The sequence below is a fragment of the Aquimarina ulvae genome (genome assembly GCF_053613295.3).
Genome location: NZ_JBSIBP030000001.1, coordinates 173803 through 198300 on the forward strand (window position 1 = coordinate 173803; position 24498 = coordinate 198300).

Genomic DNA, 24498 nt, shown 5'->3' on the forward strand with positions numbered 1-24498 from the left:
AGATCTAAATGGAAATTTATAATTAATATAGCCCTGTAATAAATCTATATTGTAACTCTTTAATTAATCTATTACTATCAATAGTTTTACCCTTAGAGGAACTTTCGAAATCATAATCGGGGATGGATAACCCCATTTTCTTACAGATTGTACTGTAATATTCTGCCTTCTTGGGATGATCAGGATAAGAGGCGTTAAAAACTTCATTCCAGAGATTTTTTTTGATGATTCTATTGATAATACCAATACAATCTTCTCTGTGGATTAAATTTACTGGAGCTAGTGGGTTTTTAATGTTTTTTCTTTTCGAAATCATAGTTGCGGGATGCCTTCTGGCATCAAATAAACCTGCAAAGCGAAGAATTGTAGTGTTAAATTTTTGGTGGTTTTGTAAAATTTGCTCCGTCTCAATTAATTGTTTACCCGAATTCGAAGAGGCGTTTGGGATGCTTTCTGAAGTAATTAAAGGAAAGCTCTGCTGATCTTCAAAAACGGATGTAGAACTAATATAAAGCACTTTTTTGACGGTAGATTGCTCGATTGATGGAATTAGATTTTGGATTTTGCTTACAAAATTACTTTCCGGATTTCTTCTTAAACCTGGTGGGATATTAATAATAAGGATTTCACTACTACTTAAAAAAAAATCAATTTGATCACTAGGCCCTTCTTCTTTAAGTTCTAGAAGGTATGGTTCAATACCGTTGTTTTTAAGATATGCTAGTTTGTCTTCGGAGGTAGTAGAGCCTTTTATTTTGTGTTTTTCTTCAAGTAAAACGTTTGCCAATGGTAACCCCAACCATCCGGTACCAAGAATACTAATTTGTTTGTGCATTACCTTCTATTCGATTCTGAAATTGATTTGTGTGCAAAGATGCAGAATCCACAGTTTTTTCCACATATTCTAATCGCAATGTTTTCTTAATTGTAACAGCATCATTAAGTACAAAGGGTTTTGGAATCATCGTTTCATTTCTTTCTGGGATAGAAAATTGATCGTTTTCTAATAAATCGTAAGAGGATTCATATAAAACAATTTCGGGAACAGAATCCTTATGAAATTGCATCCTTAATTCTAAAGGTTCCTTATCTTTTATGTGATATGTTAGTAACCGGTTATTCCAGCGTTTGGTAAATGCGTTGTACACGGATCCGTCTCTACGAATGATGTCTTTTGGTGCCACTCCATTTGCCAGCATACTTCTAAAAGTAAAGGATTTGTCCATAAATAAATCAATTCTATTAATATCGCGCTGGGGACGTATACATATATCCAGTATTCTAGTATCTTTCTGGATGCTATCGAAAGAGATTTCTATTTTTGAAGATTTTAGTTCTTTCAACGGAGCATTATTGACATAATTGAAAGAAGTACTATACTTACTTTCAACAGTATTTTGGTTCCAGTCCTTTGCTAGATTTTCAAGCCGATCTATGTAATTTTTGGTCCAGGAATCCAATGTATGATCATAAGATGCCCAATATGCTTTATTTTCATCTTCGTGTAGGATGTATACTAAACTATTGGGTTTTTGCCTTTCTATTGTAAAATCAGATTTGAAATGGGATGTACCTAAACAAACGAGCGCTAAAACAAAGGCAAGCGTTCCAAGCATGCTTTTTTTAGCGTAAAACCCGATCACTGGTAATAATAATGTGCATAGTAACACAGTAAGCACCGATGAAGCAAAGGCTATTTTTAACCCTAAAGCAACAGGAAATGAAGCTATAAACGGTACGATCATAAAAATCGAGGGTAGACACAAAATAAGCATTAATACTGGAAATGGTCTCTTTTGATTAATTAAAACAAACTGACATAAAAGACAAAGTATAACCGGAATAATAAAATAACTAGCACCTTCTAAATAAAAAGCTGCAGCTCCACATATTACAATCCAGAAAAACAGAGGCGCTATCAGTATACTTGGTAATTGCTCAACATTGTCAAAAATACTATAGACCTTAAAAAAAGCTGCGATTCCTAGTAATACAGCCGCAGCGATATAATAATATCCATTATAAGGAAAACCGTGTAGTATATCATTATATGCTGGGTATAGGATCAACACCAATTTCCAGAGTCCAAATCCCAGCACTCCGGCTAAACCTGTAGCAATAATAAATGCTAAAAAACCGCTTCCGATTTCGGCAGGATAAATACGGGATTTAGCTTTTCCGTGAATTATCAAAACTACAAAAAGAAAAATAGCAAACCCTAATAATGGATAAATCCAGCTGTAAGGATATGTTATCATTTTAAATATCGGTGTATTGAAATATAAAAAGTCTTCCTTAGATTTTAGATCAGTCAAATCCACATCGGCAAAATGTGATAATAGTGGCATCAAATAACTCCCTTGATGTTGTAACGTGTTTAGATCAAGGTTTTGCCAGGTATCATTAGCGGTATGGTAATCAAAATGGTCATCAATAAAGGCAAAATTATAACCGTCAATATCACCGTACTTTCTAAAAACTGTTAAATCAGTGTCATTGGGGAGTAGTTTGTAAATACTATATGCTAATGAGTTCGTAACTGGAAATTCTGGATCAGCTTTTTTAAATTCCTCAATCATTTTTCCGTTTTTACCATTAGTTTCTAAAAGCATGTAAGAATTACCTCCGCTACCTCTGGCTTCAAAGTTTAGAATAAGACCTATATCCTTAGCCCAAGGATGCTCAGATACAAATAGATTTGCTCCGTTTAAACCCAATTCTTCTCCATCCGTAATGCAAACTATAATATCATTTTTGGGAGTAATATTTTGAGTCAAGTACGCTCGGATACCTTCTAAAATTGTAGCAACACCACTGGCAGCATCACTTGCTCCATAAGAAGAATGTTGACTACTGTCATAATGAGAGAGTAGAAGCAATGCTTTCCCACTCTCGGAGCCCTTAATTTTGGCAATAATATTTTCTGGTTTGCTCATACTACCACCATCCCCAATAGAAAAACCTTCTTGCACCTTTGGTGACAAACCAATTTCTTTAAGTTCTTGTATAATATAGTTTTTTGCTTCATCATGAGCAGAGCTACCTAGGTAATGAGGTTTCTCAGAAATTTTTTTAACGTGTTCCAACGCTCTTAGGGTCGAAAATTCCTTTTCAGAAGCATCAAGGTCCGTAATTTGTTGTGGCATACTACTATAAAACGTATACCAAACCGAGAGCAGAATAAATAAAAGTGTGAGTAATGAAAGAATTTTTTTCATCAGTGATAATCAGTTTGTGTTAGCTTGTATGAAGATTCGTAGCGTAGTAAGATTTTGTAGCAAAAAGACAAACTTATAAAAGAAATGTCTATAACGTTACTTTTATTAAATTGATTTCAATCCACTTCATTTATTTAAAATCTAGTAAGGTACGTGTCATAAGTATAAGCTATTTTAAATAATAACTAAATTTTAACCGCTTTATTGGTTTTGATAAAGATAATGAAATATGATTTTATCATCACTAATGTTAAAATTCTGTTGAATAAGTAATCTAAAATGACTATATTTAATATTCACTAAATCACTATTATTATGGGAATTATAAGTTTTCAGGGCGCGAGAACAAAGATTAAAAAGCAGGACAATACACCGATTAAAGTATCAGATTACATGACGAGAAACTTGATTACTTTCTCCCCTAAACAGTCCGTTTTGGAGGTGATGGAAAAGCTGGTGAAACATAAAATTTCTGGTGGTCCGGTAGTTAACGAGAAGAATGAGTTATTAGGAATTATTTCTGAAGGAGATTGTATTAAACAATTAAATGAAAGTCGTTACTATAATATGCCGATTGATGACGCTAATGTAGAAAGGTTTATGGTTAAAAATGTAGATACAATAGATGGTAATGTTAGTATTTTTGATGCTGCCAATAAGTTTTTAGAAACCAAAAGAAGACGATTTCCAATTCTGGAAGAAGGAAAATTAGTTGGGCAGATTAGTCAGAAAGATGTTATGAAAGCTGCGTTAAAAATGAATAGCCAAAATTGGAGAGATAAATAAATTTTAAGTATTTTTCGATAGTTGTGCTTTGGGATCATCGGTTATAATGAGTTTGTTTTTAATAGAACCGGATAGATACAAGCTTTTAGAAGAGTATCGGTCAAAATTATGAGCAGATCTTTTCCAATTTGCTATACCTGCTACGGTGATTTTTTCTCCTATGTCAATTACTCCCTCTTGATAGCGTATGCTTTTGTAAAACCAAATAACCCACTACTGTCTTTACCGTAGGAATTTAGAAATTTTTCCAAATGTTCAGGAGGATCATTCCACGTTCCTGATAACTGCTTTACATCCCTAACTAAATAAACCATTTTAGTTTTAGGAGATAAACTGGCTAGTACCACAGCTTTTCCCCCAGAAGTTTCAACAACGAAGTCCGTTCCTTTATCTTCTTTTATAATAGTATGCCAAGATTGATTCTTGCCACCACGTTTTTCTTCAACCTTAACCTGATAATACAAACATTTTCTTTTCCCAATTGGAGAGACGAGAGGTTCTTCAATAATGGAATGTGCTTTTCCGATTACTTTAACGTACTCTTTGTCCTTAACAAGCTGAATTCTTTTTGTGTTAACTTGTTTTAATTATCTAAGTATTCTGTTTTTATGGCTAAAAAAATATCCTATAAAAATTAATAAAACAATGACCATGATAAAAATTACTATCAAAAAATAACCATTCGAATGTATTTGAAAAGGAATTACAAAATCATACATATCAACTATTTCTTTTTACCAATGCATAATATTCGTTTTCTAAAGGCAGATACCCCTGATCATAAACAAAATAATAGATCGTGCCAACCTTGGTGGTATAAATGCTTGTGAAATGTTGAAAATCAAAACCTTTGGATATTAATTTTGATTTGGTAGTTTTTGTTTTTTCATTGGGATTAAGTTCTTCAAGTATCCTGTAGTTTTTTCTGAGACGATTATTCACATTTCGAACTAAATTTTTACTGTCCTTGTTGATTTTGTTATTGAAAGCATTTCTACAATAATCACTACAGAACTTTTTATCAGCTCTACCGATAATTTTTTCACCACATTCTGGACAGTCCTTTTGCATATTATTTTATTTAAATAGCAATATACAATAATCAGATGTAATCATTTGTAATTGGATTTTTCTGATATTTTTTTTGTTTTGAATCGTTATAAAAATGCAGCTTACTTTTAAGTAAGCTGCATTTTTATAACGATAGGTAACTTACCTATTGAAGAATTATTTTCTTTGTAAATGTTCTTGTTGAGTTTGTAGTTGTAATTTTAGAAAGATACATTCCGGCAGCTAGTTTAGAAATGTCGTAGATAAAGCTATCAGAAGATATGATCTGATCACGAATTAAATCGATCCTTCTTCCGTTTACATCATAAATCTCAATTGACTTAATCGTTCCTCGTTTAAAATTAAAATTCAGAATTTTAGATGCTGGGTTCGGGTATATTCTAAAGGAGATATCCGAGAGATCATCTATGCTCAAAACTGAAGCAGAACAGTTAGGTATTGGATTGGATAAAATAGGCTGTAAGTAGTCCATTTTCCATTGTACTACGGTACTCCAATCATTGTTTAAAATACCTCCTGTATCTCCAGAATTTGGGTTTAGTGACCAAAATGTATAGTGTAATTTTTGTTCTTTGATAAAATCAATAAATTTAGCAAACCAAATTTCATCTTTTCCACCTTGTCCCTGAATACCGAGTTCCCCAACAAACAATGGAGAAGTTCCGTTTGTTGTTAAAAAATTAAATTGTTCTTCCCAGATTGCAGGCATATTTTCTGGAAAATCAGAAGCTGAAAACCAAGTTTGCTCGAACACTGTCGGACCGTATTCGTGGGGTGAATACATTAACTTGTTTGGGTTGCTTAGGGTAATTGGATAATCTCTTGCGCCTTGCAAATTTCCTCCCCACCAGTAGGTTGTATTGGTACCGTCAGGCTTGGTGTAAGCCTCAATTCCTTCGACAATAATTAATACATTAGGATTGACTTCAAGAATTGCATTTCCGCATTTCTCCGCAGCAAGTTTCCAGTCAGTTGCAGGATCATTGTTTCCCCATCTGGCTCCAGTGGGGTCATCAATTTTTCCGTGAGGCTCATTGTTTAGATCCATTCCGATAACAGCGTCATAATTTTTATAACGTTCTGCTATAAAAACCCAATCCGCGATCCATTCTTCTTCAGAAACACTATCAGTATACCACAGGTTTTCTGCAAGATATCCGTCTGGGTTTCGAGAATGACAATCCAGAATTATCTTCATATCGTTTTCCTGGCACCATTCTACGATTTTATCCAATGCTTCGATGGGTTTTGTAACACCTTGCAAATATAAATTAGAGTATGGACCAGAACCACTATTGTCAGTTAGAATATCCTGTACCCATTCATTTGGTTCATAAATTGCCACACCATCTCGAAGCATAAGATTGTGCCAGGGAATACGAAAGCAGTTGAATCCCAACTCTTTACTTTGGTGCAATACCGAGTACATATCTCTAGACCACAGTCCATGAATAAGATTGTTTTGTGTTTCGAACCCAAACCAGTTAACTCCAGCAAGTAATACTTCATTTCCGTCAGCATCTAATAATTTATTGCCACTAGTGGATAGCCAATTTCCTCGACAATCATCAGTTTGAGAGTGCATATTGAGGAACAGGAGTGATACACTCAATAGGGTAATGTAAAAAGTTTTCATTTTAGAGATTTGTGTTATGGTTACTAAAACATTTATAACGATTGCATAAAAACGTTTAGTATTTTAGTAGTAGTGCTATTTTATCTAAATTGAATTTTTATTAAAATCCTTTTAATAGGATTGATTTTTAATATTTTACATAGTAAGTTGTTGTTTCATTTGCGAATTCAGTAACTAGAAAGGAGCAATTTTTTTCATTTGTAAGCTTACTATGACAATAGGGTGTATTATAAAACTTATATTTTTTGAAATTTGTAAGTTTCAATCCGATTAGAAATAGATTTCTTGTGCTAATCTAAAGGTATTTGCATGAGCATCAATGATAATCTTAATATCAGGAGAATATCCACCTCCCATAGAACACATAACCGGGATGGAAAGATCTTTGCAGGTTTGTAATACATAACGGTCCCTTTCTTTACATCCCTCAACGGTGCACCCTAATGTGCCTAATTTGTCTGAAGCCAAAATATCCACCCCACAGAGATAGTAGATAAAATCAGGTTGTTGCGTTTCAATCAGCTTGGGAAGTGTTTCTTTTAGTATTTTTAAGTATGCTGCATCTTCAGTTCCACTGTCAAGAGGAATGTCTAGATCAGATTGCTCTTTCTTAAACGGATAATTACTCGCTCCGTGCATGGAGCATGTATAAACATCAATATCTTTTTCAAATATTTCGGCAGTTCCATTACCTTGATGTACATCTAAATCTACAATCAGTATTTTTTTGGCCAAACTGTTACGAAGCAAATATCTGGCTCCAATAGCTTGATCATTTAATAAACAAAATGCCTCACCATGATTAGTATATGCGTGGTGTGTTCCACCCGCGATATTCATAGCAATTCCGTGCTTTAAGGCGTATTCTGAAGCTTTAATAGTTCCGTCTGCAATAATCACCTCTCTATCTACTAATTCTTGAGATAAGGGGAATCCAATTTTACGCACGGCTTTTCGGTCTAAGGTAAGTTCGGTTAGCTCTTTGTAGTATGCTTCTGTATGAACGGCTAAAATGGTACTCGAATTCGGTATTTGTGGTTCGAAAAAGTGTTCCTGACTGCAGGTTCCTTCGTACAATAATTGTTTGGGTAGTAATTCGTATTTGATCATCGGAAATCGATGCCCTTCCGGTAGCGGATGGTTATAAATTGGATGATATGCTATTTTGAGCATAGGCAGTTATTCTTTAAACCTATATAATTGATAACTATGATCTTTCGGATCTGCAAAACTATAATGAATTTGGTTATCGTGTAAAAAAACATTCACCGCTTCAATATTTTCGCTCAATGTATCTTCAAAATCATTAATTATATCATATTTGTTTTTTTGAATATCACCTTCTAAATGATCAAAATTTTCATCAAATAGACAATTAATGTAGGTTGATTTAGAAGTAGAATATCCATTGTACCCATAAAAAGTTGGATTAAATCCTACAGTAATGTTTCCAAAACCTGCGACAGCGCCGCCTACTGCACCTCCAAAACCAATGGTCATTGCGCCACCACCATTTATTTCTTTAGTTCCACCAAGAACGATGTTGTATTGATTTCCTAATTTGTAAACGGATATCCCTAGATCTGCAGCGGTAATTTTTCTTAGATACTTAGCAGTTTTTTCCATTTCTCGAACTCGATTCGAGGTAATACTAGGAAACATTCCCCCTCCTTCTTGTAGAATAGGGGAATTTTTGAAATCGATTGTATCTTCTTTGTTCAATCTATACTCCTTTATAATTTCTTTAGTTTCAATATCAGATACACGAAATTTCATTTTTTGACGTGAACTTGAAATTTGAAAAAGTTTATTATCAAAAATATAAGAGTTACTTTTCGCAAAGCCTTGTTCAGTTTTTGCAGGTTGATCATATGATTTATAAGTCAATTCGTAGGTGTCAAGATTAATAAAACACACTTTAGTTTCCTTTACACTATTATCGAAACTTATTGCAATCTCATTATCAGATCGATATAACTTAATTTTTTTAGAGGTTGTCTCTATAACGTTTGGATTTCTTGATTCAATTTTAGCAATATTGACCGTCGGATTAAAGATGTCAGTTGATCCCGCTGTAAGCATATTATATACTTTTCTTGTAATACCTTGTGTTAATTCGCTTGGATATTCAACACTATTTAGTGAAATGACTTTTTTTTCAGCGGTAAAGGAATCATTAAAAGTATATATATTCAGATCAGATGATCTTTTCGTAATAGATAATAGATATATTTTATTTTTATAGATTACGCTTTCTATATATTTTTCTTTTTTTAACTTGAAATTTAATATTCTTTGGGTAGCTGTTTGCTTATTTATATCAAATTGTAAAACACCAAATTTGGTGTTCCTGCTATTAGTGAAGAATACTGAATATAGATTATCTCGAATATCATAACCAATTAAATTCTTATAACGAGGAGGTAAAGCTTTGGTTTCTATTTTTGCTTTTGGTCCATATTGAGAATCTAATAAATACGCAGATAATTTGAAATCTTCTTCTGTTAAGATCAACAAATTTTTATTTTCCTCATTAGGGATTGCATAAGATTCCTTATATGTCAAAAACTTTTCTGAAAAAGCATCTGTGATTTCAAAAACTTTTTCCTGGCCAAAGGATAGTTGAACAGTGAGAAGAAATGGAAGGAAAAAAAAATGTTTTTTCATAAGATCTATTCTAAAATAATTAACTAATCATAGCACCGGGACTCACATTATTTTCATCAGGATTTAAGAATACTAATTTTCCATCTGGAGTTTCTGTCATCAAAATCATTCCCTCACTTTCAACACCTCTTAATTTTCTCGGGGCGAGATTTACCAGAACAGTTACCTTTTTACCAATCAAATCTGCTGGTTTAAAGTGTTCTGAAATTCCTGAAACGATCGTTCTGATATTGATTCCAGTATCTACTTTCAGTACCAATAGTTTTTTGGTTTTTGGCATTTTTGTAGCTTGAACAATGGTACCAACCCGTAAGTCCATTTTTGTAAAGTCCTCAAAAGTTGCAGTCTCTTTTTGTGGTGCTACGGTTTTGTTTTCAGCTTCATTTACTTTTTTAGTTGCTTCTAATTTATCCAGTTGTTTTTGGATAGCTACATCTTCAATTTTAGAGAATAAAAGTTCTCCTTTTTCTATTGTATGACCTGTCTGGAGTAAAACTTCCTTAGTAGAAATATCATTCCAGTTTATATTTAAATTATCAGAATTGACAGCCAGAATATTTCTTAATTTCTGAGAAGTAAACGGCAAAAAGGGTTCTGATAGTGTAGCTAAAGCTGCCGCTATCTGTAGTCCGACATACATAATCGTTTTTACACGTTCTGGGTCCGTCTTCATCAATTTCCATGGTTCTTCGTCCGCCAAGTATTTATTACCCAACCTGGAAACGTTTAGTAGTTCTTGTGAACCTTCTCTAAAACGATACCGTTCTATTGAACTGCTGATAACGCTTGGATAGGCCTTTAACTCGGTTAAGGTTTGCAGATCTATTTCAGAAAATTCGTTTGGTGCAGGTACTACGCCCTCATAGTATTTATTGGTCAATACAACAATGCGGTTGATAAAATTTCCGAAATTTCCGACTAATTCATTGTTGTTTCTATCCTGAAAATCTTTCCAAGTAAAATCATTGTCTTTAGTTTCCGGAGCATTGGCAGTAAGCGCATATCTTAATACATCTTGCTTGCCAGGAAAATCTTCTAAATACTCGTGTAGCCAAACTGCCCAGTTTTTAGAAGTTGAAAGTTTATTCCCTTCCAGATTTAAAAACTCATTGGCAGGAACATTTTCTGGTAAAATATAGCTTCCTTCTGCTTTTAGCATACTAGGGAATATGATACAGTGAAATACAATATTATCTTTACCTATAAAATGTACAAGCTTGGTATCTTTATTTTTCCAATATGGTTCCCAGTCTTTTCCTTCTCTTTCTGCCCACTCCTTGGTAGAGGATATATATCCAATAGGAGCATCAAACCAGACATATAATACTTTTCCTTCTGCACCTTCAACAGGAACAGGAATCCCCCAATCTAAATCACGTGTTACAGCTCTTGGTCGTAAACCATCGTCTATCCATGATTTTATTTGTCCATATACATTAGTTTTCCAATCTTTTTTGTGACCTACCAGCACCCATTCTTTCAGAAAATCTTCATATTGATTTAGTGGTAAAAACCAATGTTTTGTTTGTTTTAATGTGGGTTTTGCACCAGAAATGGTTGATTTTGGATTGATTAAATCCGTTGCATTAAGCGAACTACCACAATTTTCACATTGATCTCCATATGCTTCTTCATTTCCACATTTTGGGCATGTACCTGTTACAAATCTATCTGCAAGAAATTGATCCGCTTCTGGATCATATAGCTGTTCCGAAGTTTCTTCAATAAATTTTCCATCTTCGTATAACTTCGTAAAAAACTCTGAAGCCGTTTCGTGATGTATAGGAGCAGAGGTTCTAGAATAATTATCAAAGGTAATTCCAAAATCTTCAAAAGATTTTTTGATGATCGCGTGATATTTGTCAATAATTACTTGAGGAGAAACTCCTTCTTTTTTTGCACGCATTGGTATCGCAGCACCGTGCTCATCACTCCCGCAAATAAATGCTACGTCATTTCCGGTAATTCTAAGATATCTAGAATAGATATCCGCAGGAACATAAACTCCTGCTAAATGTCCAATATGAATAGGTCCATTAGTATATGGTAATGCTGATGTAATTGTGTATCTCTTAGGTACGCTCATAATGCTTGTAAAAATAAGGCACAAAGGTAATAAAGACTATGTTAAATTATGCAGGCTTTAGTTAATTAATACGAATCTTATGTCCTGCTTTTATATGAAATGAATTTTGGAATTTTTTGGACATAAAGGAATAACGGTTTTAGATTCAGAAAAAAACCTGATACTGTCTACGATATAATTAGATGTTTTTAATCCAATTACAAAATGATTATAGACTTACTATATCGGTGCTTACCCTTTGTTATTCTATAGGCATAAAACCCTTCAGATAGTCTTGTTCGAGTAGCTTCTTTAACATTTATTACATGTGCTCCCTCTAAAAGGATTTCACTTTTTAAGTTAGTTGTTTTCTGTCTTGTCATACTAAATAAATCGATATTGGTATGACCTGCCTGAGCATTGGTTATATGAATAAAAGATTGATTATTAGAATAGGTTACTACGTGGTTGAAGTTTGTAGGATTTGGTATTTCTTCATCTGTTCCGAGACTATTACAGTTAAAACCTAAATCGAGCGGATTATATTGTTGATCAAGCAGTACTTGATTCACGATATTAGCATCAATACATAACCACTCCTTCATTATTGAGGCGTATACTTGTCTAAAATCATTGGTGTTATAAAGGTTTCCATTTCTATTTAAATTGGATAGATCAGGGTGCTCTCCAATAAAACCATTACCGTCCAACCCAGTTCCAAAAAGCATCATAGGTGCGGCGGTACCGTGGTCAGTTCCGCGGGATCCATTTTCTTTTGCTCTTCTTCCAAACTCTGAAATGGTCATTGAAACAACTTTGTCGTCCCACCCGGCATCCTTTAGGTCATCATAAAAATAAGACATAGTTTCTGATAATTGGGTCATCAGTTCCTGTTGTCTTTCTAATTGATTGTTATGAGTGTCAAAACCTCCTAAGGTTACAAAATATACTTTTGTTCCTAAATTACCCTTTATGAGTCGAGAAACAACACTTAATTGTTGTGATAATTTATTATCCGGATAATTTCCAAAATCAGAAGTACTTTCGTACGCATCATTGATGACACCAGCATAAGTAAAAGTAGTATTTGCAACACCTTTTAGATACCCCACCTTTTCTCCGTGCGTGCAATTTGGAAGGTTGCTAAGATCATAAAGAGATCCGTTTTGAGCAATTTCATACAGCTTTTTGGGATCTGCCACAGAAAACGCAAAATTATTTTGATCACCATCAAATATTAAGTTACCAGTACTTCCTATCTGAATAGCTGCTGGTCGTTCTGGTGGACTTAGTAAATAATCTGGGTATAGGTTTTCGAAGTATCTACCATCCATCCGGTACTTTCTTGATCGGTCACATCAGAGGTTGCCCAAATATCAGAGCCTGTAAAATGAGATAGGGCACTTTCCTCATACCCAACACCGTGCACTATTTTCATTTGACCTTCTCCCCATAGCTTCTCGAATTTATTCGCATAATTGGGCATTCCATAATCATCATTAAGTTTAAACAGTTGATTCTCTGCTATTCTTATATTAGGACGTGCAGTAGCGTATGTATCATATTGGTTAATAGGAACTACAGTGGTTAGACCGTCGTTTCCCCTTTAAGTCTTACAATTACCAAGACTCTATCTGATTCTGAGTCACTTAGTGCAGCTGATAATGGTGATGGTTTTGATACAGATAAGGCTGTATTAGCAAATGCTACTGTACCACCACCTATAATACCTAAAGCTTGCAAAAAAGACCGTCGGTTCCATTTTTTATGTTCCTGATTATTACAACTACCAGGTTTTGGAGTGAAGTTTTTATAATGAGTATCACACATGATTTTTTTATTTAAGTTGGAATTCAGGAATTGTTATGAGAAACCGTAAAAGCTGGTAGACTTGTCTGGGAGCAGTATCCCAATTAAGACTCCAGGTACCATCTTCGAAATAGTTTTCAGGAACTTGATCTTTAAAAATTTCTAAACCTTGATCATATTCGGTGGCACTAAGTAGTTCTTTAGAAAGGAAATTATCTAAAATTGATCTAGAGATAAGTTCCACATCATTAGAGTTACCGCTCATAATATTTATTGCAAGTGTCCTAAATTTTTCTTCATCATGTCTCCATGATCTCCATAAATACCAACCTATTCTGTCCCATCTTGTAGTAATGGTGCTAGAGTCTATCCAATCTTTATCTCCTTGCCAACCAGCAACATCAATTGGTTTTGACAATTCTTGACCTAATTCCTGGCATCCACTTCGTATTTTATTATTAAAATCAAAATCTACTGGCAGCTCAAAGTCTAGATCTTTAAAAAAATTTACCTGAAGATCAACAGGACTTTTGATAAAAACACCTTGGCTCTTTTCGTCAAAAAAATGCTCGCTTTTGAATAATTTTCTCGATACTGGTGCTATTTCAAAATTATTATCTCGAAATACAAGAGCTAATAGGTTTACAATATCTTCATTTACCGAAGGACTAATAAAATACCGATAGAGTTTAGTACATACGAATTCTACTATTTGTTGTGGTTTCTCCTCAAACAAAATTCTGATCACTTCATAATAATCCCAGTTACCAACTTGACCAAAAATTGATTTTTCTTCATTGTCAAATTTACTTTCATTAAAGGTAATTGGTTCCCATCGCACTTCTCTTTTGTTCCAGCCCGTTAAGGCTCTTGCAGTTTCGACAATGTCATTTTGAGTATATCCATTATCTACACCCAAAGTAAATAGCTCATAAAGCTCTCGGGCATAATTTTCATTAGGGCTGTTTTTTGTATTTTCATATCCATTGAGATAAATGAGCATAGGAGAAGAAAGCCCAATATCTGTTGTAAAGTCTTTGAAATTTCCCAAAGCGTGGAGTTGCAACAGATTGTAATATTGAAATAGATAGGCAGGACTTTGATAGGTGTTATCTTCAGTAACGAAATGATTGCTCCAAAACAAAGTCAAACGGTCTCTAAGGTTGTTTTGAAACATGTCTGCTACCATTTGATTTTTCCAATCCCTTCTGTATGCAAAAGCATTTTCAGGCGTAGCGTCGAAGTCATCTTTTATCCAGTAACCCCATTCAGGTGCGGCAGTTGGGTTTAGATTAGGGCTTCATCAATTAGATTGTCAATGAGAATGGAAGGGTTTTGATTAAGAGCACTATTTACCATCTCTGGAGATGCACCAAAACCAAGTCTTCTATACATGTGAGTAACCTTTTGTCTATTCCAGGGATTTGTATTTGTTGGAGAATAGACATTTAATGAAGCAACATTACATGAACTATTTGTTGTCAACATAGAAGTTTGTGTTAGTTAAGAGTATTTCTGTTAGTTTAGTTTTTGAAACGTAATTATTTGATAGTTAGTTTCTGGTTAAGAAACGTTTAGCTCTTATTGGGATAATTTTTGGTTTTGTTTTCTATTTCTGCCAAACAGTTATACTGCCTAGAACAATCTTTATAAACCTATGAATTTCGTGATGATATGGGGTAATGTTTTTAGTATCCGTTGCCATATAGTTAGTATTTGTTTTTTTGACAGTTATTTGACTACTAAAAAATGCTAAAAAACCTATAATTTTATTAAAATCAGATTTTTGTAATTCAGATGTTCAAACTTGTGGTAACGCAAAAAAGCGCTAATTTTTATAATTAGCGCTTTTTAAAAAAGTAATATTTTCCTTTTTAAGAAATCAACAGAGATTTACTGAACTCTCCTGTTCCGGTTTCAATTCTGTATATATATTGACCCGTGCTTAACCGAGTGCCTGCGGACTCTTTAACATCGATAATATGATCTCCTTCCAAAAGCATTTCATTTCGTAACGTTGCTACTTTTTGTCCAATGATATTAAATAATGTAATATCGACATGAGTCGTTTCTGGGTTATTAATATTAATAAAGGTTTGTCCACCATCATAAGTTACTATATGCGACAGTGTTTCTCCATCACCGGGGATGTTGGGGCTTACTCCACCACAGGTAAAGCCTAAATCCAAGGATTCAAATTCTGCCCCGAGCAGCGCTCTGTTAACGGTATCTTCATCAATACACAACCATTCTTTCATGATAGTAGAATAAATCTGTCTGAAATCATTGGTACTTTCTGCGTTAAAACCAACGGTTGGATTTGATGGGAGTGTAGGGTGTTCTCCGATAAAACCGTTACCATTCAATCCCGTTCCAAAAAACATCATAGGGGCTACAGTTCCATGATCTGTTCCTAGAGAACCATTTTCTACTAATCTTCTTCCAAATTCTGAGATCGTCATTGTTAATACCTTATCATCCCATCCAGAGGCCTGCAAATCTGCATAGAAGTTACTGATGCCCTCTGAAAATGAATTTAGTAACTCTTGATGGCGTTGTATCTGATTGTTATGAGTATCAAAGCCACCTAGGGTAACCATATATACTTTCGTTCCAAGATTTCCTTTAATTAATCGAGCAACTATTCTCATTTGCCTTGCAAAATTGTCATCTTCCAGATATCCGCCAAAATCAGTTGATCGATTAAAAGCTGCAGAAATTGCTTCGGCATACGTATAGGTAACATTAGTGCTTTCCCGTATAAAATTGAGTCGATCTCCATATGTGCAATCTGGAGCAGGATCTAAGCTGTAACCGAGATTGTCTATATATTCTTCTAATCGTCTTGGATCCGAAATAGCAAAAGAAAAGTCATTTTCAGGACCTCTAAAAATAAGATTACCAAGGCTACCAATCTGGATAGACGGTGGACTTTCTGGCGGATTCGTAATATAGCTAGGATATAAGTCCTGAAAGTACCTGCCCATAAAACCAGATCGTTCTTCTTCTACAAGATTTGTATTCGCCCAGATATCAGTTCCCCTAAAATGCGATAAAGTTTGGTCTTCGTAACCAACTCCGTGAGCTACTTTCATCATCCCATCACCCCATAAATTTTCTAATTTATTCATAGGCTTAGGCATAGCGTATTCATTTTCTTCCAGATTTATAAACTCACTGGGAGGAATTTTAATTAGAGGTCTTGCGTTTGCATAAATATCATATTGATTTACAGGAATAATGGTATTGTAACCATCATTTCCTCCTCCCAATCTACAAATGATTAATATTTTGTCGGTTTCGGCTTGACTCAAGGCTAATGATAGCGGAGATGGCCTGGAAACAGTAAGATTAGTATTTGCGAGCATCATAGATCCTCCTCCTACAAGACCTAAGGCCTGTAAAAAAGATCTACGGTTCCATTTTTTGTGTTCATCCGGATTACAAACCCCTTCTTTTGAAGTGTGTTTTGTTTCTTTTATATTTTTATGTTGGTGTGTACTACACATAAGTTTATTATTTAAGTTGGAATTCAGGAACTTCGTCTATATGGCTCAGTAAGGCGTAGAATTGATCAGGAACTCCTGGTAAATCCAATGTCCAAATAAAGGGAGCAACAGCATCTGGCTCATAATAATTCTCAGGATAAAACTCTTTAAAAATAGCCAAGGCTTCGTCAAATAAGATTTGATCCTCCAGTCCTCTTGGAAGGAAATAATCCAGAATTGCTTTTACGACAATGTCTACCTGTTCTCCTTGTAAACTATTATTTACAAAGCCATCTGCCAATGTCCCTATAGGCAGGCCATTTAGGAAATCACCAAATTGTGTTTGGTTCTGTGAGTAAAAAGTATTAAGAATATTTTGAACACCTTCCCATCTTCCAATTAAATAATCCGGACTAATCCAATCTTCATCGCCTTGCCAGCCTTCTACATCAATTGGATTAAGAACTTCTTGACCGATAGTTGTGGTTCTCCCCAATAAAGAGTTTAAAGAATCAATTGTAGGTGGTGATTCGAAATGTAGCTGATTGAAAAAAGAAACAAATAAGTCTATAGGGCTTTTAATGATTGCGCCTATTGCATCTTGATCAAAAAAATGTTCGCTTTTAAAAAGCTGACGTAGCACTGGGGCTATTTCAAAATTATTGTCAATAAACGTCTGTGCCATTTGTGCAACTATTGCTTCATTACATGTCGCACTTACATAATACGTGTATAACTTACCACAGATATAATTAGCAATTAGTAATTCTCGCTGCGTAAATAAATGAGCGATTACATCATCAGGACTACCAAGGCCATAATATCCGAAATTAGCCGTTTGTCCAAAAATACTTTTAGTTTCGTTGCTAAACTGTCCAGGATTAAATGTAATAGGTCCCCAAGGAATATCATTCGTCTCTACCCAACCAGTAATGGCCTTAGCGGTTTCTATAATATCATCTTCATTGTATCCATTATCCACACCTAACGTAAATAGCTCATAAAGCTCTCGTGCATAATTTTCATTGGGTCTATCTCTAGTGTTTTCATTACCATTTAGATATACCAACATGGCAGAAGATATACCGATATCGAACACAAACTCCCTAAAATTACCTAGTGCATGTAATTGCAGCAGGTTATAATATTGATATTGATACGCTGGACTTCTATAGACTTGATCTTCAGTAACGAAATGATTACTCCAAAATAAGGTCAGCCGATCTCTCAATCCATTTTGTAAGAAATCATAGATCATTTGTCTTTTACCTTCTCGTTGGTAAAATCGAATGTCGTTATCTTCATTGGCCATTTCGGCAGCTTCAAACTGATCACGATTCCAGAAACCCCATTCTGGAGCAGGGTTAGGGGCTAATGCAATAGCTTCATCAATTAACGAATCAACTAACGCTGATGGATTATTTTGGTTTAAAGCATCAATTACTTGTTGTTTGGAGGCTCCAAAGGCGACCCGCCGGTATAAATGATTTATTTTACTTACATTCCAAGGGTTCTCTGCGGTCGGAACATAGGGATCCAAGGATGCTAAGTTACAAGAAGTATCAGAGATCATAGGCAAATAGGTTTATTAGTGTTAAGGGACGATTTTCACTGTAATATAATAGTTTAGAACGAAAACATTTGTTAATTAGTATCTTAAATTGAAATTTTAAGAAATGTTGACCCCTGATTTTTTACAAAAAGGAGATAAAATAGCAATAGTCTCTACAGCAAGAAAAATTACCCGGAAAGAAATTAATGAAGCAATTAATATTCTGAAAAACTGGGACTTGTGTCCTGTTATTGGTGCAACTATAGGATTGAAAAACAATCAATTTGCAGGAAGCGATAACGATAGGATATTGGACTTTCAGGCCATGTTGGATGATACAGAAATCAAAGCTATTTGGTGCGCTCGTGGAGGGTACGGAACAGTACGTATCATAGATCACCTGAATTTTTCTAAATTTATCAAACACCCTAAGTGGATCATAGGATATTCTGATATTACGGTATTACATGCTCATATACATAATTTAAACATTTCAACCATACATGCTGCAATGCCTGTAGATATTCATAAGTGTACTGAGGCATCCAGACAATCACTCTGTGAAACTTTATTTGGAGGAAAAGAAGATTATATTATTCCTTCTTCGAAATGGAACAAATCAGGTAATTGTAATGGTAAGTTGATAGGCGGAAATTTGTCAATTTTATACTCGATTTGCGGTTCCAAATCAGCTATTAACTGCAAGGGAAAGATACTTTGTATTGAGGATTTGGACGAATATTTATACCATATCGACAGGATGCTACAGAATTTAAAGCGCAATGGATATTTTAATGAATTATCAGGGTTAATTATTGGTGGAATGACAAAAATGCACGATAATAATGTTTCATTTGGTAAGAACGCTAAAGAAATTATTTTGGACATTGTAAAAGAATACGATTTCCCGGTGGCATTTGATTTCCCTATGGGTCATATAGAAGATAATAGAGCACTGGTATTAGGAGCAGAAGTTGGGTTAGATGTTTCTGATAAAACAGTAATATTAAAGTATAAATAAGTATGGCAGAACACAATGCGCTTGGAAAAGAAGGTGAAAAACTAGCCGTTGATTTTCTGAAAAAGCATGGGTATACTATTCTGGAAAAGAATTACAGATATCAAAAAGCCGAAATTGATATTATCGCCCAAAAAGGAAATATCATTATTGTCGCTGAAGTAAAAACCAGAAGTACTCCTGAGTTTGGAGACCCTCAGGATTTTGTGAAGCCAAAACAAATACAATTATTAGTAAAAGCTATTGATCATTATATAGTAGAGAATGATCTGGATGTCGAAGTTCGCTTTGATATTGTTGCCATCATAAAGAATAAACTGGGAACCAAAATAGAGCATCTTGAGGATGCATTTTACCATTTTTAATCCAAAATAAGATAAAGGAGATGAACTATTGTAAACTGGGGAATTCAGAATTGAAGGTTAGCGAAATTTCGTTTGGATGTATGTCACTATCAGAAGATATTGAAAACACAAAGGAATTAATTCATTTGGCAATTGAGAAAGGAATTAACTATTTTGATACTGCAGACCTATACCAGAATGGCCAAAATGAAATGATGCTAGGTGCCGCTATTAAAGAAGTAAGAGATCAAGTGATTATTGGTACAAAAGTAGGAAACCAACTTAGAGAAGATGGTAATGGCTGGGACTGGAATCCTAGTAAAAAACATATAGTAAGATCTGTAGAAAAAAGTTTAATAAGATTACAAACGGATTATATTGATTTATATCAATTACATGGAGGAACAATTGAAGATCCAATAGACGAAACTATCGATGCTTTTGAAACATTAAAACAGGAAGGAAAGATTAGATATTATGGTATCTCTTCTATTCGTCCCAATGTAATCAGAGCGTATGTAAAAAAGTCTACAATCTCTAGTGTAATGATGCAGTATAGTCTTTTGGATAGAAGACCCGAAGAATCATGTTTAAATTTATTACAAGAAAATAACATTGGTATACTTGCAAGAGGATCCATTGCCAAAGGACTGTTAGCTGGTAAACCGATAAAAGAATATCTGGATTACTCTTCTTCCCAAGTGAAAAACACAATTGAAGTATTAAAAAATGTATCTGGAGAAGATAAATCAATCGGTCAGACTGCAATTCAATATGTATTGAGGCATCCATCAATATCCTCTGCTGTTATTGGTATCCGTACCAAAGAACAATTACTTGAATGTATACAGGCCTCAGATGCTACTTCATTAACAAATGAAGCGTATATGGAGCTTCAGAAGAAGGTTAAAAGACATTCGTATAAAAATCATAGATAGTTTTATATTTCATAAAGAGGTATGAGTGTACCCAATCGGTCGCTCTTATTTCGATTTTCGATTAAATTTGAAAGAAAACTCTAAACTACAAGTATGAATTCATTCGGAATTATTGATTTAATATTGTTTTTAGGAATTAGTCAGGGTATTTTTCTAGCGATTACACTTTCAATACTTCACAATAAAAATAAAGCAGCCAATAGGATTTTGTCTATTTTATTGCTGATAGCATCTTTAATGCTCGTTGGCAGGATATTTTACCCAAGATTTCAGGATGTTTTCTTCTTCAGAATAGCAGGTTTTGTGGATACGCTTATTTTTGTTTTTGGGCCTTTGTTATATACTTATGTAAGAAGATTGACTTTTTACGAATCTCCAGATTACAAGATCCCGAAGTATCATTTTATTCCTGCAATTCTTCATATAGTCTTTTTTAGTTGGACATTAAACTATTCTAAAGAAGAAATAGGAATAATGATTAATCAAGGAGTTTTTAACCCAATCTATTTTATTGTAGAGACTGTGGGTCTGTTGTCTAACATTTTTTACACTTTTATATCTTATCAATTACTGAGAAAATATAAACGAGAAGAAGGTAACCTGCTCTCTTATTCTCAGAAAGTATATTCTTTCGGTAAAGTTTTCTTGCTTGGTATTATGGTATTTCTGATACTATGGATCATAAGTTATACGAACTATTTTCTTAGACTTCAAGAATTACGCTTTATAAGTTATCATTTGATTTGGATTTCTATACCGGGATTTATTTATGTTATCGGTTTTTTTAGCCTTAGACAACCCGAAGTGTTCAGAATTCCGCGCATAAAGAAAAAAACGGATCAGAAAGAGCGACTGGTCGGAGAAGAATTGGAAGTATTGAGAAAAAACTTAGAAGATCTGATGATTAATAAGAAAATATACCTCAATAATACGCTTACACTAAAGGATCTTTCAGAAGAGTTAAATACATCTACTAACAACATATCTTGGTTACTTAATAATATACATAATTGTAACTTTTATGATTATGTAAATACGTATAGAGTTCAGGAGTTTATTTCCAAAATCCAAAATGGAGAACACTTTCATCATACCATTTTAGCCTTGTCCTTAGATTCAGGGTTTAATTCGAAATCTACTTTTAATAAAGCATTCAAAATGGTTAAGAATGATACTCCCAGTAATTACATTAAAACATTAAAAATTTCATAAAACGTTTCAACGTACACATTCGGTCGATTCTTAAAGACTTTTAACTCAATTTTGAGTAAAACTTTAAAAATTATATCAAATGAAACGATCAGTTAATTATTTTTTCGCACTCACAAAAGCAGTACACTTTTCAACGATACCATGTACACTTGTTTTTTGCATTTCTTTACTAGGTTGTAGACCAGGAGAAGTTCCTAATATAATAACAACGGTTGAAACTGTAACAGAAGGTTCATTTTATGATGGGTTGGGAATAGATAGCAAAGGAAATTTATATGGATCTGATTTTGTTGGAAATACAGTCTATAAAATGAATTCATCTAAAGAAGTCACTGTTTTCGTAACTAATTTGGTCTCTCCAAATGGCATAGGTCTTAATAAAAAGGATGAAGTGTATGTTTGTGATCATTTCGGAAATACGATTTACAAATATTCAGAAGAAGGAATCCAACTAGATAGCATTCCGGCTACATCACCAGCGGGTATCAAAAGAATACCAGGCACGAACGATATGTTGTTTGTAGAGTATAATACAAACACAATCAATGTGTTATCAGAAGATCATGCCATTTCAGAATTGTATGAAGGAGCACCAATTAACGGGCCTGCAGGAATTGCTTTTGATAGAAAGGGTGCTGCTTTTATAGGAAACTTTAATGATCGAAAGATTTATAAATATAAAGATGGAAAGCTGTCTTTTATTGCTCAATTACCAGCAGAAGCTCCTAATGCAAACTTCTTAGGGTTTCTAACATATGCCAAAGGGTTTCTTTTTGCAACCCAACTAGGGGAGCATAAAGTTTATAAAATCAATCCAAAAAAAGAAAATGATGTTGAGGTTTTTGCGGGAAGTGTTTTGGGCAATGACGACGGAGATATTTCTGAAGCTACATTCAATTTTCCAAATGGAATATTGGCAAGTCCCAATGGTAAGAAATTATATGTATCGGATGCAGGTACCAGTAATCTAAGGGTTATAGAAAGTAAGATTGGATATTAATTTTAAACTATCCCTAAGGACTGAATTTTTGCTTACTCACAAAGATTCTCGATATAGTAATTAATTTTTTTGGGTAACAGATTGTTTGATTCTGAACTACTAATCAGAAAGACAAGTAATGAGTGTCGTAAAGACTTGTTTTTAACTATTGGGGAAGTCGAAAACCATGTAATAGAGTAGACATAAATTAAAATTATTTAAAAATGAAAACTTTAGATTTTAATCAAATGGAAAATGTGCAAGGAGGAACTTGTTTAAGAGCTTCGGACCTTGTATGCGGTGGAATGGGCTTAGCGTTTGGCTTCGTTCCTGTTATTGGATGGGCTTTAGGAGCAGGAGTAGGTCTTGCTTGTGCTGCCACTTGGGAAGATGTGGAAAGCTCTAACCCTGCTGTTTTCGGCTGTGATGATTAACAGAGGATATATCTTCTGGACATTCTTTATGTCCAGAAGATTATTATCGATCGCAACTTTAACATTATTCCCGTAATAAAATGAAAAACAAATTAAATTTTATCATTCTTGTATCCACATCTTTAATAATTACTGCTATTTCGAATTTTGTTTTGGGTGTTGATGAGTTATTTTATAATAGTATGTCAGAACAGTTGACCTTAGAGCAATTAGATGACATAATGGAAGCAAAACAAAAATGGAAGTATTTAGGATACTGCTTTTTTGCTCTTTTTCTATTGATAAAGGTTAGCAGTATAAGTTTAATATTGTACGTTGGATTATTTCTATTCAATATTGAAATAAAATACAAAAAGGTGTTTTCAATAGTTGCTAAAGCTGAATTTATTTTTGTAATCGTAATGTTTATAAAGTTATTGTGGCTTTTCGTTTTTAATAATTATGATTATCAAAATGTACAATATTTTTACCCTTTCTCTGCATTGCATATTGTAGGTTATGAAGGATTATCTCCTTGGTTTATCTATCCGTTTCAGACGCTTAATCTTTTTGAATTAGCATATTGGTTTGTGTTATCATATCTCTTAGGAAAACAGATTAAAATCTCAACTGATAAAGCATTAAAGATCGTAGCAAGTAGTTATGGATCAGCATTATTAATTTGGGTAGTTACTGTAATGTTTTTTACTCTGAACGCCAGTTAAAATATTTATTCAAAAAATCAATAAACGATATAGCATATGAAAAAATATCTTAAAATAGGCATCATAAGTTTTTTGGGTTTGTTACTATTATTTATGGGGTATGAGCTATGTACTGGAATTAGTTATAAGGCTGAAATTCAAAAAAAATTACAAAACATTCCTCAATTTTCATTTCAAACCTTGAAAGGAGAGGAGTTCTCTAATAAAAATCTTACAAAAGCAAGGTCGACAATCTTTATCTATTTCAATAGTGCATGTGGTTTTTGTAAACATGAAGCAACATCTATTCATGAAAATATAGAACTGTTTAAGAAGGTACAATTACTATGGGTATCCTCAGAAAATAGGGAGTTCATTGATGAATTCGCTAAGCGATATAAATTAAACAAATATGAGAACGTTATTTTCCTTTCTGATACAAAAGATGATTTTACAGATCGTTTTGATGCTACTTCAATTCCCTATGTTTTAGTTTATAATTCGGATCAGGAATTAGTAAGAAAACATAAAGGGCAGCTTAGTGTAAGTTCAATACTGGATGTATTAGAATAGTTTTTTAGGTGTAAAAGTAAAGCCA

The 24498-nt window shown here is 33.9% G+C and carries 23 protein-coding genes; 9 read left to right on the forward strand and 14 right to left on the reverse strand.

Features of this window, described 5'->3' with window-relative positions; all coding sequences use genetic code 11:
* Nucleotides 1–22: 22 nt before the first annotated feature.
* Nucleotides 23–835, reverse strand: coding sequence for an NAD(P)H-binding protein (locus ACWGOQ_RS00850; protein WP_452056655.1), 813 nt, complete (start codon nucleotides 833–835; stop codon nucleotides 23–25).
* On the reverse strand, nucleotides 819–3218 hold the full coding sequence (locus ACWGOQ_RS00855) for a M28 family peptidase (RefSeq protein ID WP_452056656.1): 2400 nt from the start codon (nucleotides 3216–3218) through the stop codon (nucleotides 819–821). Before ACWGOQ_RS00855 ends, ACWGOQ_RS00850 begins: the two co-directional genes overlap by 17 nt.
* A 315-nt stretch (nucleotides 3219–3533) precedes the next feature.
* Here ACWGOQ_RS00855 and ACWGOQ_RS00860 point away from each other — a divergent pair, with 315 nt between their 5' ends.
* The gene (locus ACWGOQ_RS00860) at nucleotides 3534–4004 is read left to right on the forward strand and encodes a CBS domain-containing protein (RefSeq protein ID WP_452056657.1); all 471 of its coding nucleotides are present in this window, start codon (nucleotides 3534–3536) and stop codon (nucleotides 4002–4004) included.
* Nucleotides 4005–4171: 167 nt separating this feature from the next.
* Here the strand turns inward: ACWGOQ_RS00860 and ACWGOQ_RS00865 are convergent, their stop codons facing one another.
* From ACWGOQ_RS00865 to ACWGOQ_RS00920, 12 genes are all read right to left on the reverse strand, one after another.
* Nucleotides 4172–4468: a hypothetical protein gene (locus ACWGOQ_RS00865; RefSeq protein WP_452056658.1), complete on the reverse strand. Its 297-nt coding sequence runs from the start codon at nucleotides 4466–4468 to the stop codon at nucleotides 4172–4174.
* Between the two features lie 256 nt (nucleotides 4469–4724).
* A complete protein-coding gene (locus ACWGOQ_RS00870) occupies nucleotides 4725–5075 on the reverse strand; it encodes a hypothetical protein (RefSeq protein WP_452056659.1) in 351 nt (116 codons plus the stop codon).
* 145 nt (nucleotides 5076–5220) lie between these two features.
* Nucleotides 5221–6711: a cellulase family glycosylhydrolase gene (locus tag ACWGOQ_RS00875; protein WP_452056660.1), complete on the reverse strand. Its 1491-nt coding sequence runs from the start codon at nucleotides 6709–6711 to the stop codon at nucleotides 5221–5223.
* A gap of 270 nt (nucleotides 6712–6981) precedes the next feature.
* Nucleotides 6982–7884 carry a histone deacetylase family protein gene (locus ACWGOQ_RS00880; RefSeq protein WP_452056661.1) on the reverse strand — a complete coding sequence of 301 codons (903 nt, stop codon included), beginning with the start codon at nucleotides 7882–7884 and terminating at the stop codon, nucleotides 6982–6984.
* Nucleotides 7885–7890: 6 nt separating this feature from the next.
* The gene (locus ACWGOQ_RS00885; RefSeq protein ID WP_452056662.1) at nucleotides 7891–9378 is read right to left on the reverse strand and encodes a hypothetical protein; all 1488 of its coding nucleotides are present in this window, start codon (nucleotides 9376–9378) and stop codon (nucleotides 7891–7893) included.
* Nucleotides 9379–9397: 19 nt separating this feature from the next.
* A complete protein-coding gene (metG, locus tag ACWGOQ_RS00890; RefSeq protein ID WP_452056663.1) occupies nucleotides 9398–11464 on the reverse strand; it encodes a methionine--tRNA ligase in 2067 nt (688 codons plus the stop codon).
* A gap of 197 nt (nucleotides 11465–11661) precedes the next feature.
* Complete coding sequence (locus tag ACWGOQ_RS00895) at nucleotides 11662–12777, reverse strand: DUF1501 domain-containing protein (RefSeq protein WP_452056664.1); 1116 nt, start codon at nucleotides 12775–12777, stop codon at nucleotides 11662–11664.
* Entirely contained in the window at nucleotides 12732–12929 is a 198-nt protein-coding gene (locus ACWGOQ_RS00900; protein WP_452056665.1) for a hypothetical protein, read from the reverse strand. The genes ACWGOQ_RS00895 and ACWGOQ_RS00900 overlap by 46 nt, the downstream gene beginning before the upstream one ends.
* A gap of 101 nt (nucleotides 12930–13030) precedes the next feature.
* Entirely contained in the window at nucleotides 13031–13273 is a 243-nt protein-coding gene (locus tag ACWGOQ_RS00905) for a twin-arginine translocation signal domain-containing protein (protein WP_452056666.1), read from the reverse strand.
* 7 nt (nucleotides 13274–13280) lie between these two features.
* Entirely contained in the window at nucleotides 13281–14441 is a 1161-nt protein-coding gene (locus tag ACWGOQ_RS00910) for a DUF1800 domain-containing protein (protein WP_458202228.1), read from the reverse strand.
* Nucleotides 14442–15126: 685 nt separating this feature from the next.
* Nucleotides 15127–16761 carry a DUF1501 domain-containing protein gene (locus ACWGOQ_RS00915; RefSeq protein WP_452056668.1) on the reverse strand — a complete coding sequence of 545 codons (1635 nt, stop codon included), beginning with the start codon at nucleotides 16759–16761 and terminating at the stop codon, nucleotides 15127–15129.
* A gap of 7 nt (nucleotides 16762–16768) precedes the next feature.
* Entirely contained in the window at nucleotides 16769–18313 is a 1545-nt protein-coding gene (locus tag ACWGOQ_RS00920; RefSeq protein ID WP_452056669.1) for a DUF1800 domain-containing protein, read from the reverse strand.
* 103 nt (nucleotides 18314–18416) lie between these two features.
* On the opposite strand from ACWGOQ_RS00920, the gene ACWGOQ_RS00925 reads away from it, so the two are divergent.
* From ACWGOQ_RS00925 to ACWGOQ_RS00960, 8 genes are all read left to right on the forward strand, one after another.
* A complete protein-coding gene (locus tag ACWGOQ_RS00925; RefSeq protein ID WP_452056670.1) occupies nucleotides 18417–19313 on the forward strand; it encodes a S66 peptidase family protein in 897 nt (298 codons plus the stop codon).
* Nucleotides 19314–19315: 2 nt separating this feature from the next.
* Entirely contained in the window at nucleotides 19316–19675 is a 360-nt protein-coding gene (locus ACWGOQ_RS00930) for a YraN family protein (protein WP_452056671.1), read from the forward strand.
* A gap of 20 nt (nucleotides 19676–19695) precedes the next feature.
* Complete coding sequence (locus ACWGOQ_RS00935) at nucleotides 19696–20592, forward strand: aldo/keto reductase (protein ID WP_452056672.1); 897 nt, start codon at nucleotides 19696–19698, stop codon at nucleotides 20590–20592.
* 93 nt (nucleotides 20593–20685) lie between these two features.
* Complete coding sequence (locus tag ACWGOQ_RS00940) at nucleotides 20686–21804, forward strand: helix-turn-helix domain-containing protein (protein WP_452056673.1); 1119 nt, start codon at nucleotides 20686–20688, stop codon at nucleotides 21802–21804.
* A 79-nt stretch (nucleotides 21805–21883) separates the two neighbouring features.
* A complete protein-coding gene (locus tag ACWGOQ_RS00945) occupies nucleotides 21884–22804 on the forward strand; it encodes an NHL repeat-containing protein (protein WP_452056674.1) in 921 nt (306 codons plus the stop codon).
* Between the two features lie 203 nt (nucleotides 22805–23007).
* Nucleotides 23008–23217, forward strand: coding sequence for a hypothetical protein (locus ACWGOQ_RS00950; RefSeq protein ID WP_452056675.1), 210 nt, complete (start codon nucleotides 23008–23010; stop codon nucleotides 23215–23217).
* Between the two features lie 80 nt (nucleotides 23218–23297).
* Entirely contained in the window at nucleotides 23298–23921 is a 624-nt protein-coding gene (locus ACWGOQ_RS00955) for a hypothetical protein (RefSeq protein WP_452056676.1), read from the forward strand.
* A 36-nt stretch (nucleotides 23922–23957) separates the two neighbouring features.
* The gene (locus ACWGOQ_RS00960; protein ID WP_452056677.1) at nucleotides 23958–24473 is read left to right on the forward strand and encodes a TlpA family protein disulfide reductase; all 516 of its coding nucleotides are present in this window, start codon (nucleotides 23958–23960) and stop codon (nucleotides 24471–24473) included.
* The last annotated feature ends 25 nt before the right edge of the window (nucleotides 24474–24498 follow it).

Excerpts from the sequence above, each read along its gene's own strand:
- ACWGOQ_RS00850 (WP_452056655.1), bottom strand. The coding sequence starts at position 835 with ATGCACAAACAAATTAGTATTCTTGGTACCGGATGGTTGGGGTTACCA.
- ACWGOQ_RS00855 (WP_452056656.1), bottom strand. The coding sequence starts at position 3,218 with ATGAAAAAAATTCTTTCATTACTCACACTTTTATTTATTCTGCTCTCG.
- ACWGOQ_RS00860 (WP_452056657.1), top strand. The coding sequence starts at position 3,534 with ATGGGAATTATAAGTTTTCAGGGCGCGAGAACAAAGATTAAAAAGCAG.
- ACWGOQ_RS00870 (WP_452056659.1), bottom strand. The coding sequence starts at position 5,075 with ATGCAAAAGGACTGTCCAGAATGTGGTGAAAAAATTATCGGTAGAGCT.
- ACWGOQ_RS00875 (WP_452056660.1), bottom strand. The coding sequence starts at position 6,711 with ATGAAAACTTTTTACATTACCCTATTGAGTGTATCACTCCTGTTCCTC.
- ACWGOQ_RS00880 (WP_452056661.1), bottom strand. The coding sequence starts at position 7,884 with ATGCTCAAAATAGCATATCATCCAATTTATAACCATCCGCTACCGGAA.
- ACWGOQ_RS00885 (WP_452056662.1), bottom strand. The coding sequence starts at position 9,378 with ATGAAAAAACATTTTTTTTTCCTTCCATTTCTTCTCACTGTTCAACTA.
- metG (WP_452056663.1), bottom strand. The coding sequence starts at position 11,464 with ATGAGCGTACCTAAGAGATACACAATTACATCAGCATTACCATATACT.
- ACWGOQ_RS00895 (WP_452056664.1), bottom strand. The coding sequence starts at position 12,777 with ATGGATGGTAGATACTTCGAAAACCTATACCCAGATTATTTACTAAGT.
- ACWGOQ_RS00900 (WP_452056665.1), bottom strand. The coding sequence starts at position 12,929 with ATGCCCAATTATGCGAATAAATTCGAGAAGCTATGGGGAGAAGGTCAA.
- ACWGOQ_RS00905 (WP_452056666.1), bottom strand. The coding sequence starts at position 13,273 with ATGTGTGATACTCATTATAAAAACTTCACTCCAAAACCTGGTAGTTGT.
- ACWGOQ_RS00910 (WP_458202228.1), bottom strand. The coding sequence starts at position 14,441 with ATGGTAGCAGACATGTTTCAAAACAACCTTAGAGACCGTTTGACTTTG.
- ACWGOQ_RS00915 (WP_452056668.1), bottom strand. The coding sequence starts at position 16,761 with ATGTGTAGTACACACCAACATAAAAATATAAAAGAAACAAAACACACT.
- ACWGOQ_RS00920 (WP_452056669.1), bottom strand. The coding sequence starts at position 18,313 with ATGATCTCTGATACTTCTTGTAACTTAGCATCCTTGGATCCCTATGTT.
- ACWGOQ_RS00925 (WP_452056670.1), top strand. The coding sequence starts at position 18,417 with ATGTTGACCCCTGATTTTTTACAAAAAGGAGATAAAATAGCAATAGTC.
- ACWGOQ_RS00930 (WP_452056671.1), top strand. The coding sequence starts at position 19,316 with ATGGCAGAACACAATGCGCTTGGAAAAGAAGGTGAAAAACTAGCCGTT.
- ACWGOQ_RS00935 (WP_452056672.1), top strand. The coding sequence starts at position 19,696 with ATGAACTATTGTAAACTGGGGAATTCAGAATTGAAGGTTAGCGAAATT.
- ACWGOQ_RS00940 (WP_452056673.1), top strand. The coding sequence starts at position 20,686 with ATGAATTCATTCGGAATTATTGATTTAATATTGTTTTTAGGAATTAGT.
- ACWGOQ_RS00945 (WP_452056674.1), top strand. The coding sequence starts at position 21,884 with ATGAAACGATCAGTTAATTATTTTTTCGCACTCACAAAAGCAGTACAC.
- ACWGOQ_RS00950 (WP_452056675.1), top strand. The coding sequence starts at position 23,008 with ATGAAAACTTTAGATTTTAATCAAATGGAAAATGTGCAAGGAGGAACT.
- ACWGOQ_RS00955 (WP_452056676.1), top strand. The coding sequence starts at position 23,298 with ATGAAAAACAAATTAAATTTTATCATTCTTGTATCCACATCTTTAATA.
- ACWGOQ_RS00960 (WP_452056677.1), top strand. The coding sequence starts at position 23,958 with ATGAAAAAATATCTTAAAATAGGCATCATAAGTTTTTTGGGTTTGTTA.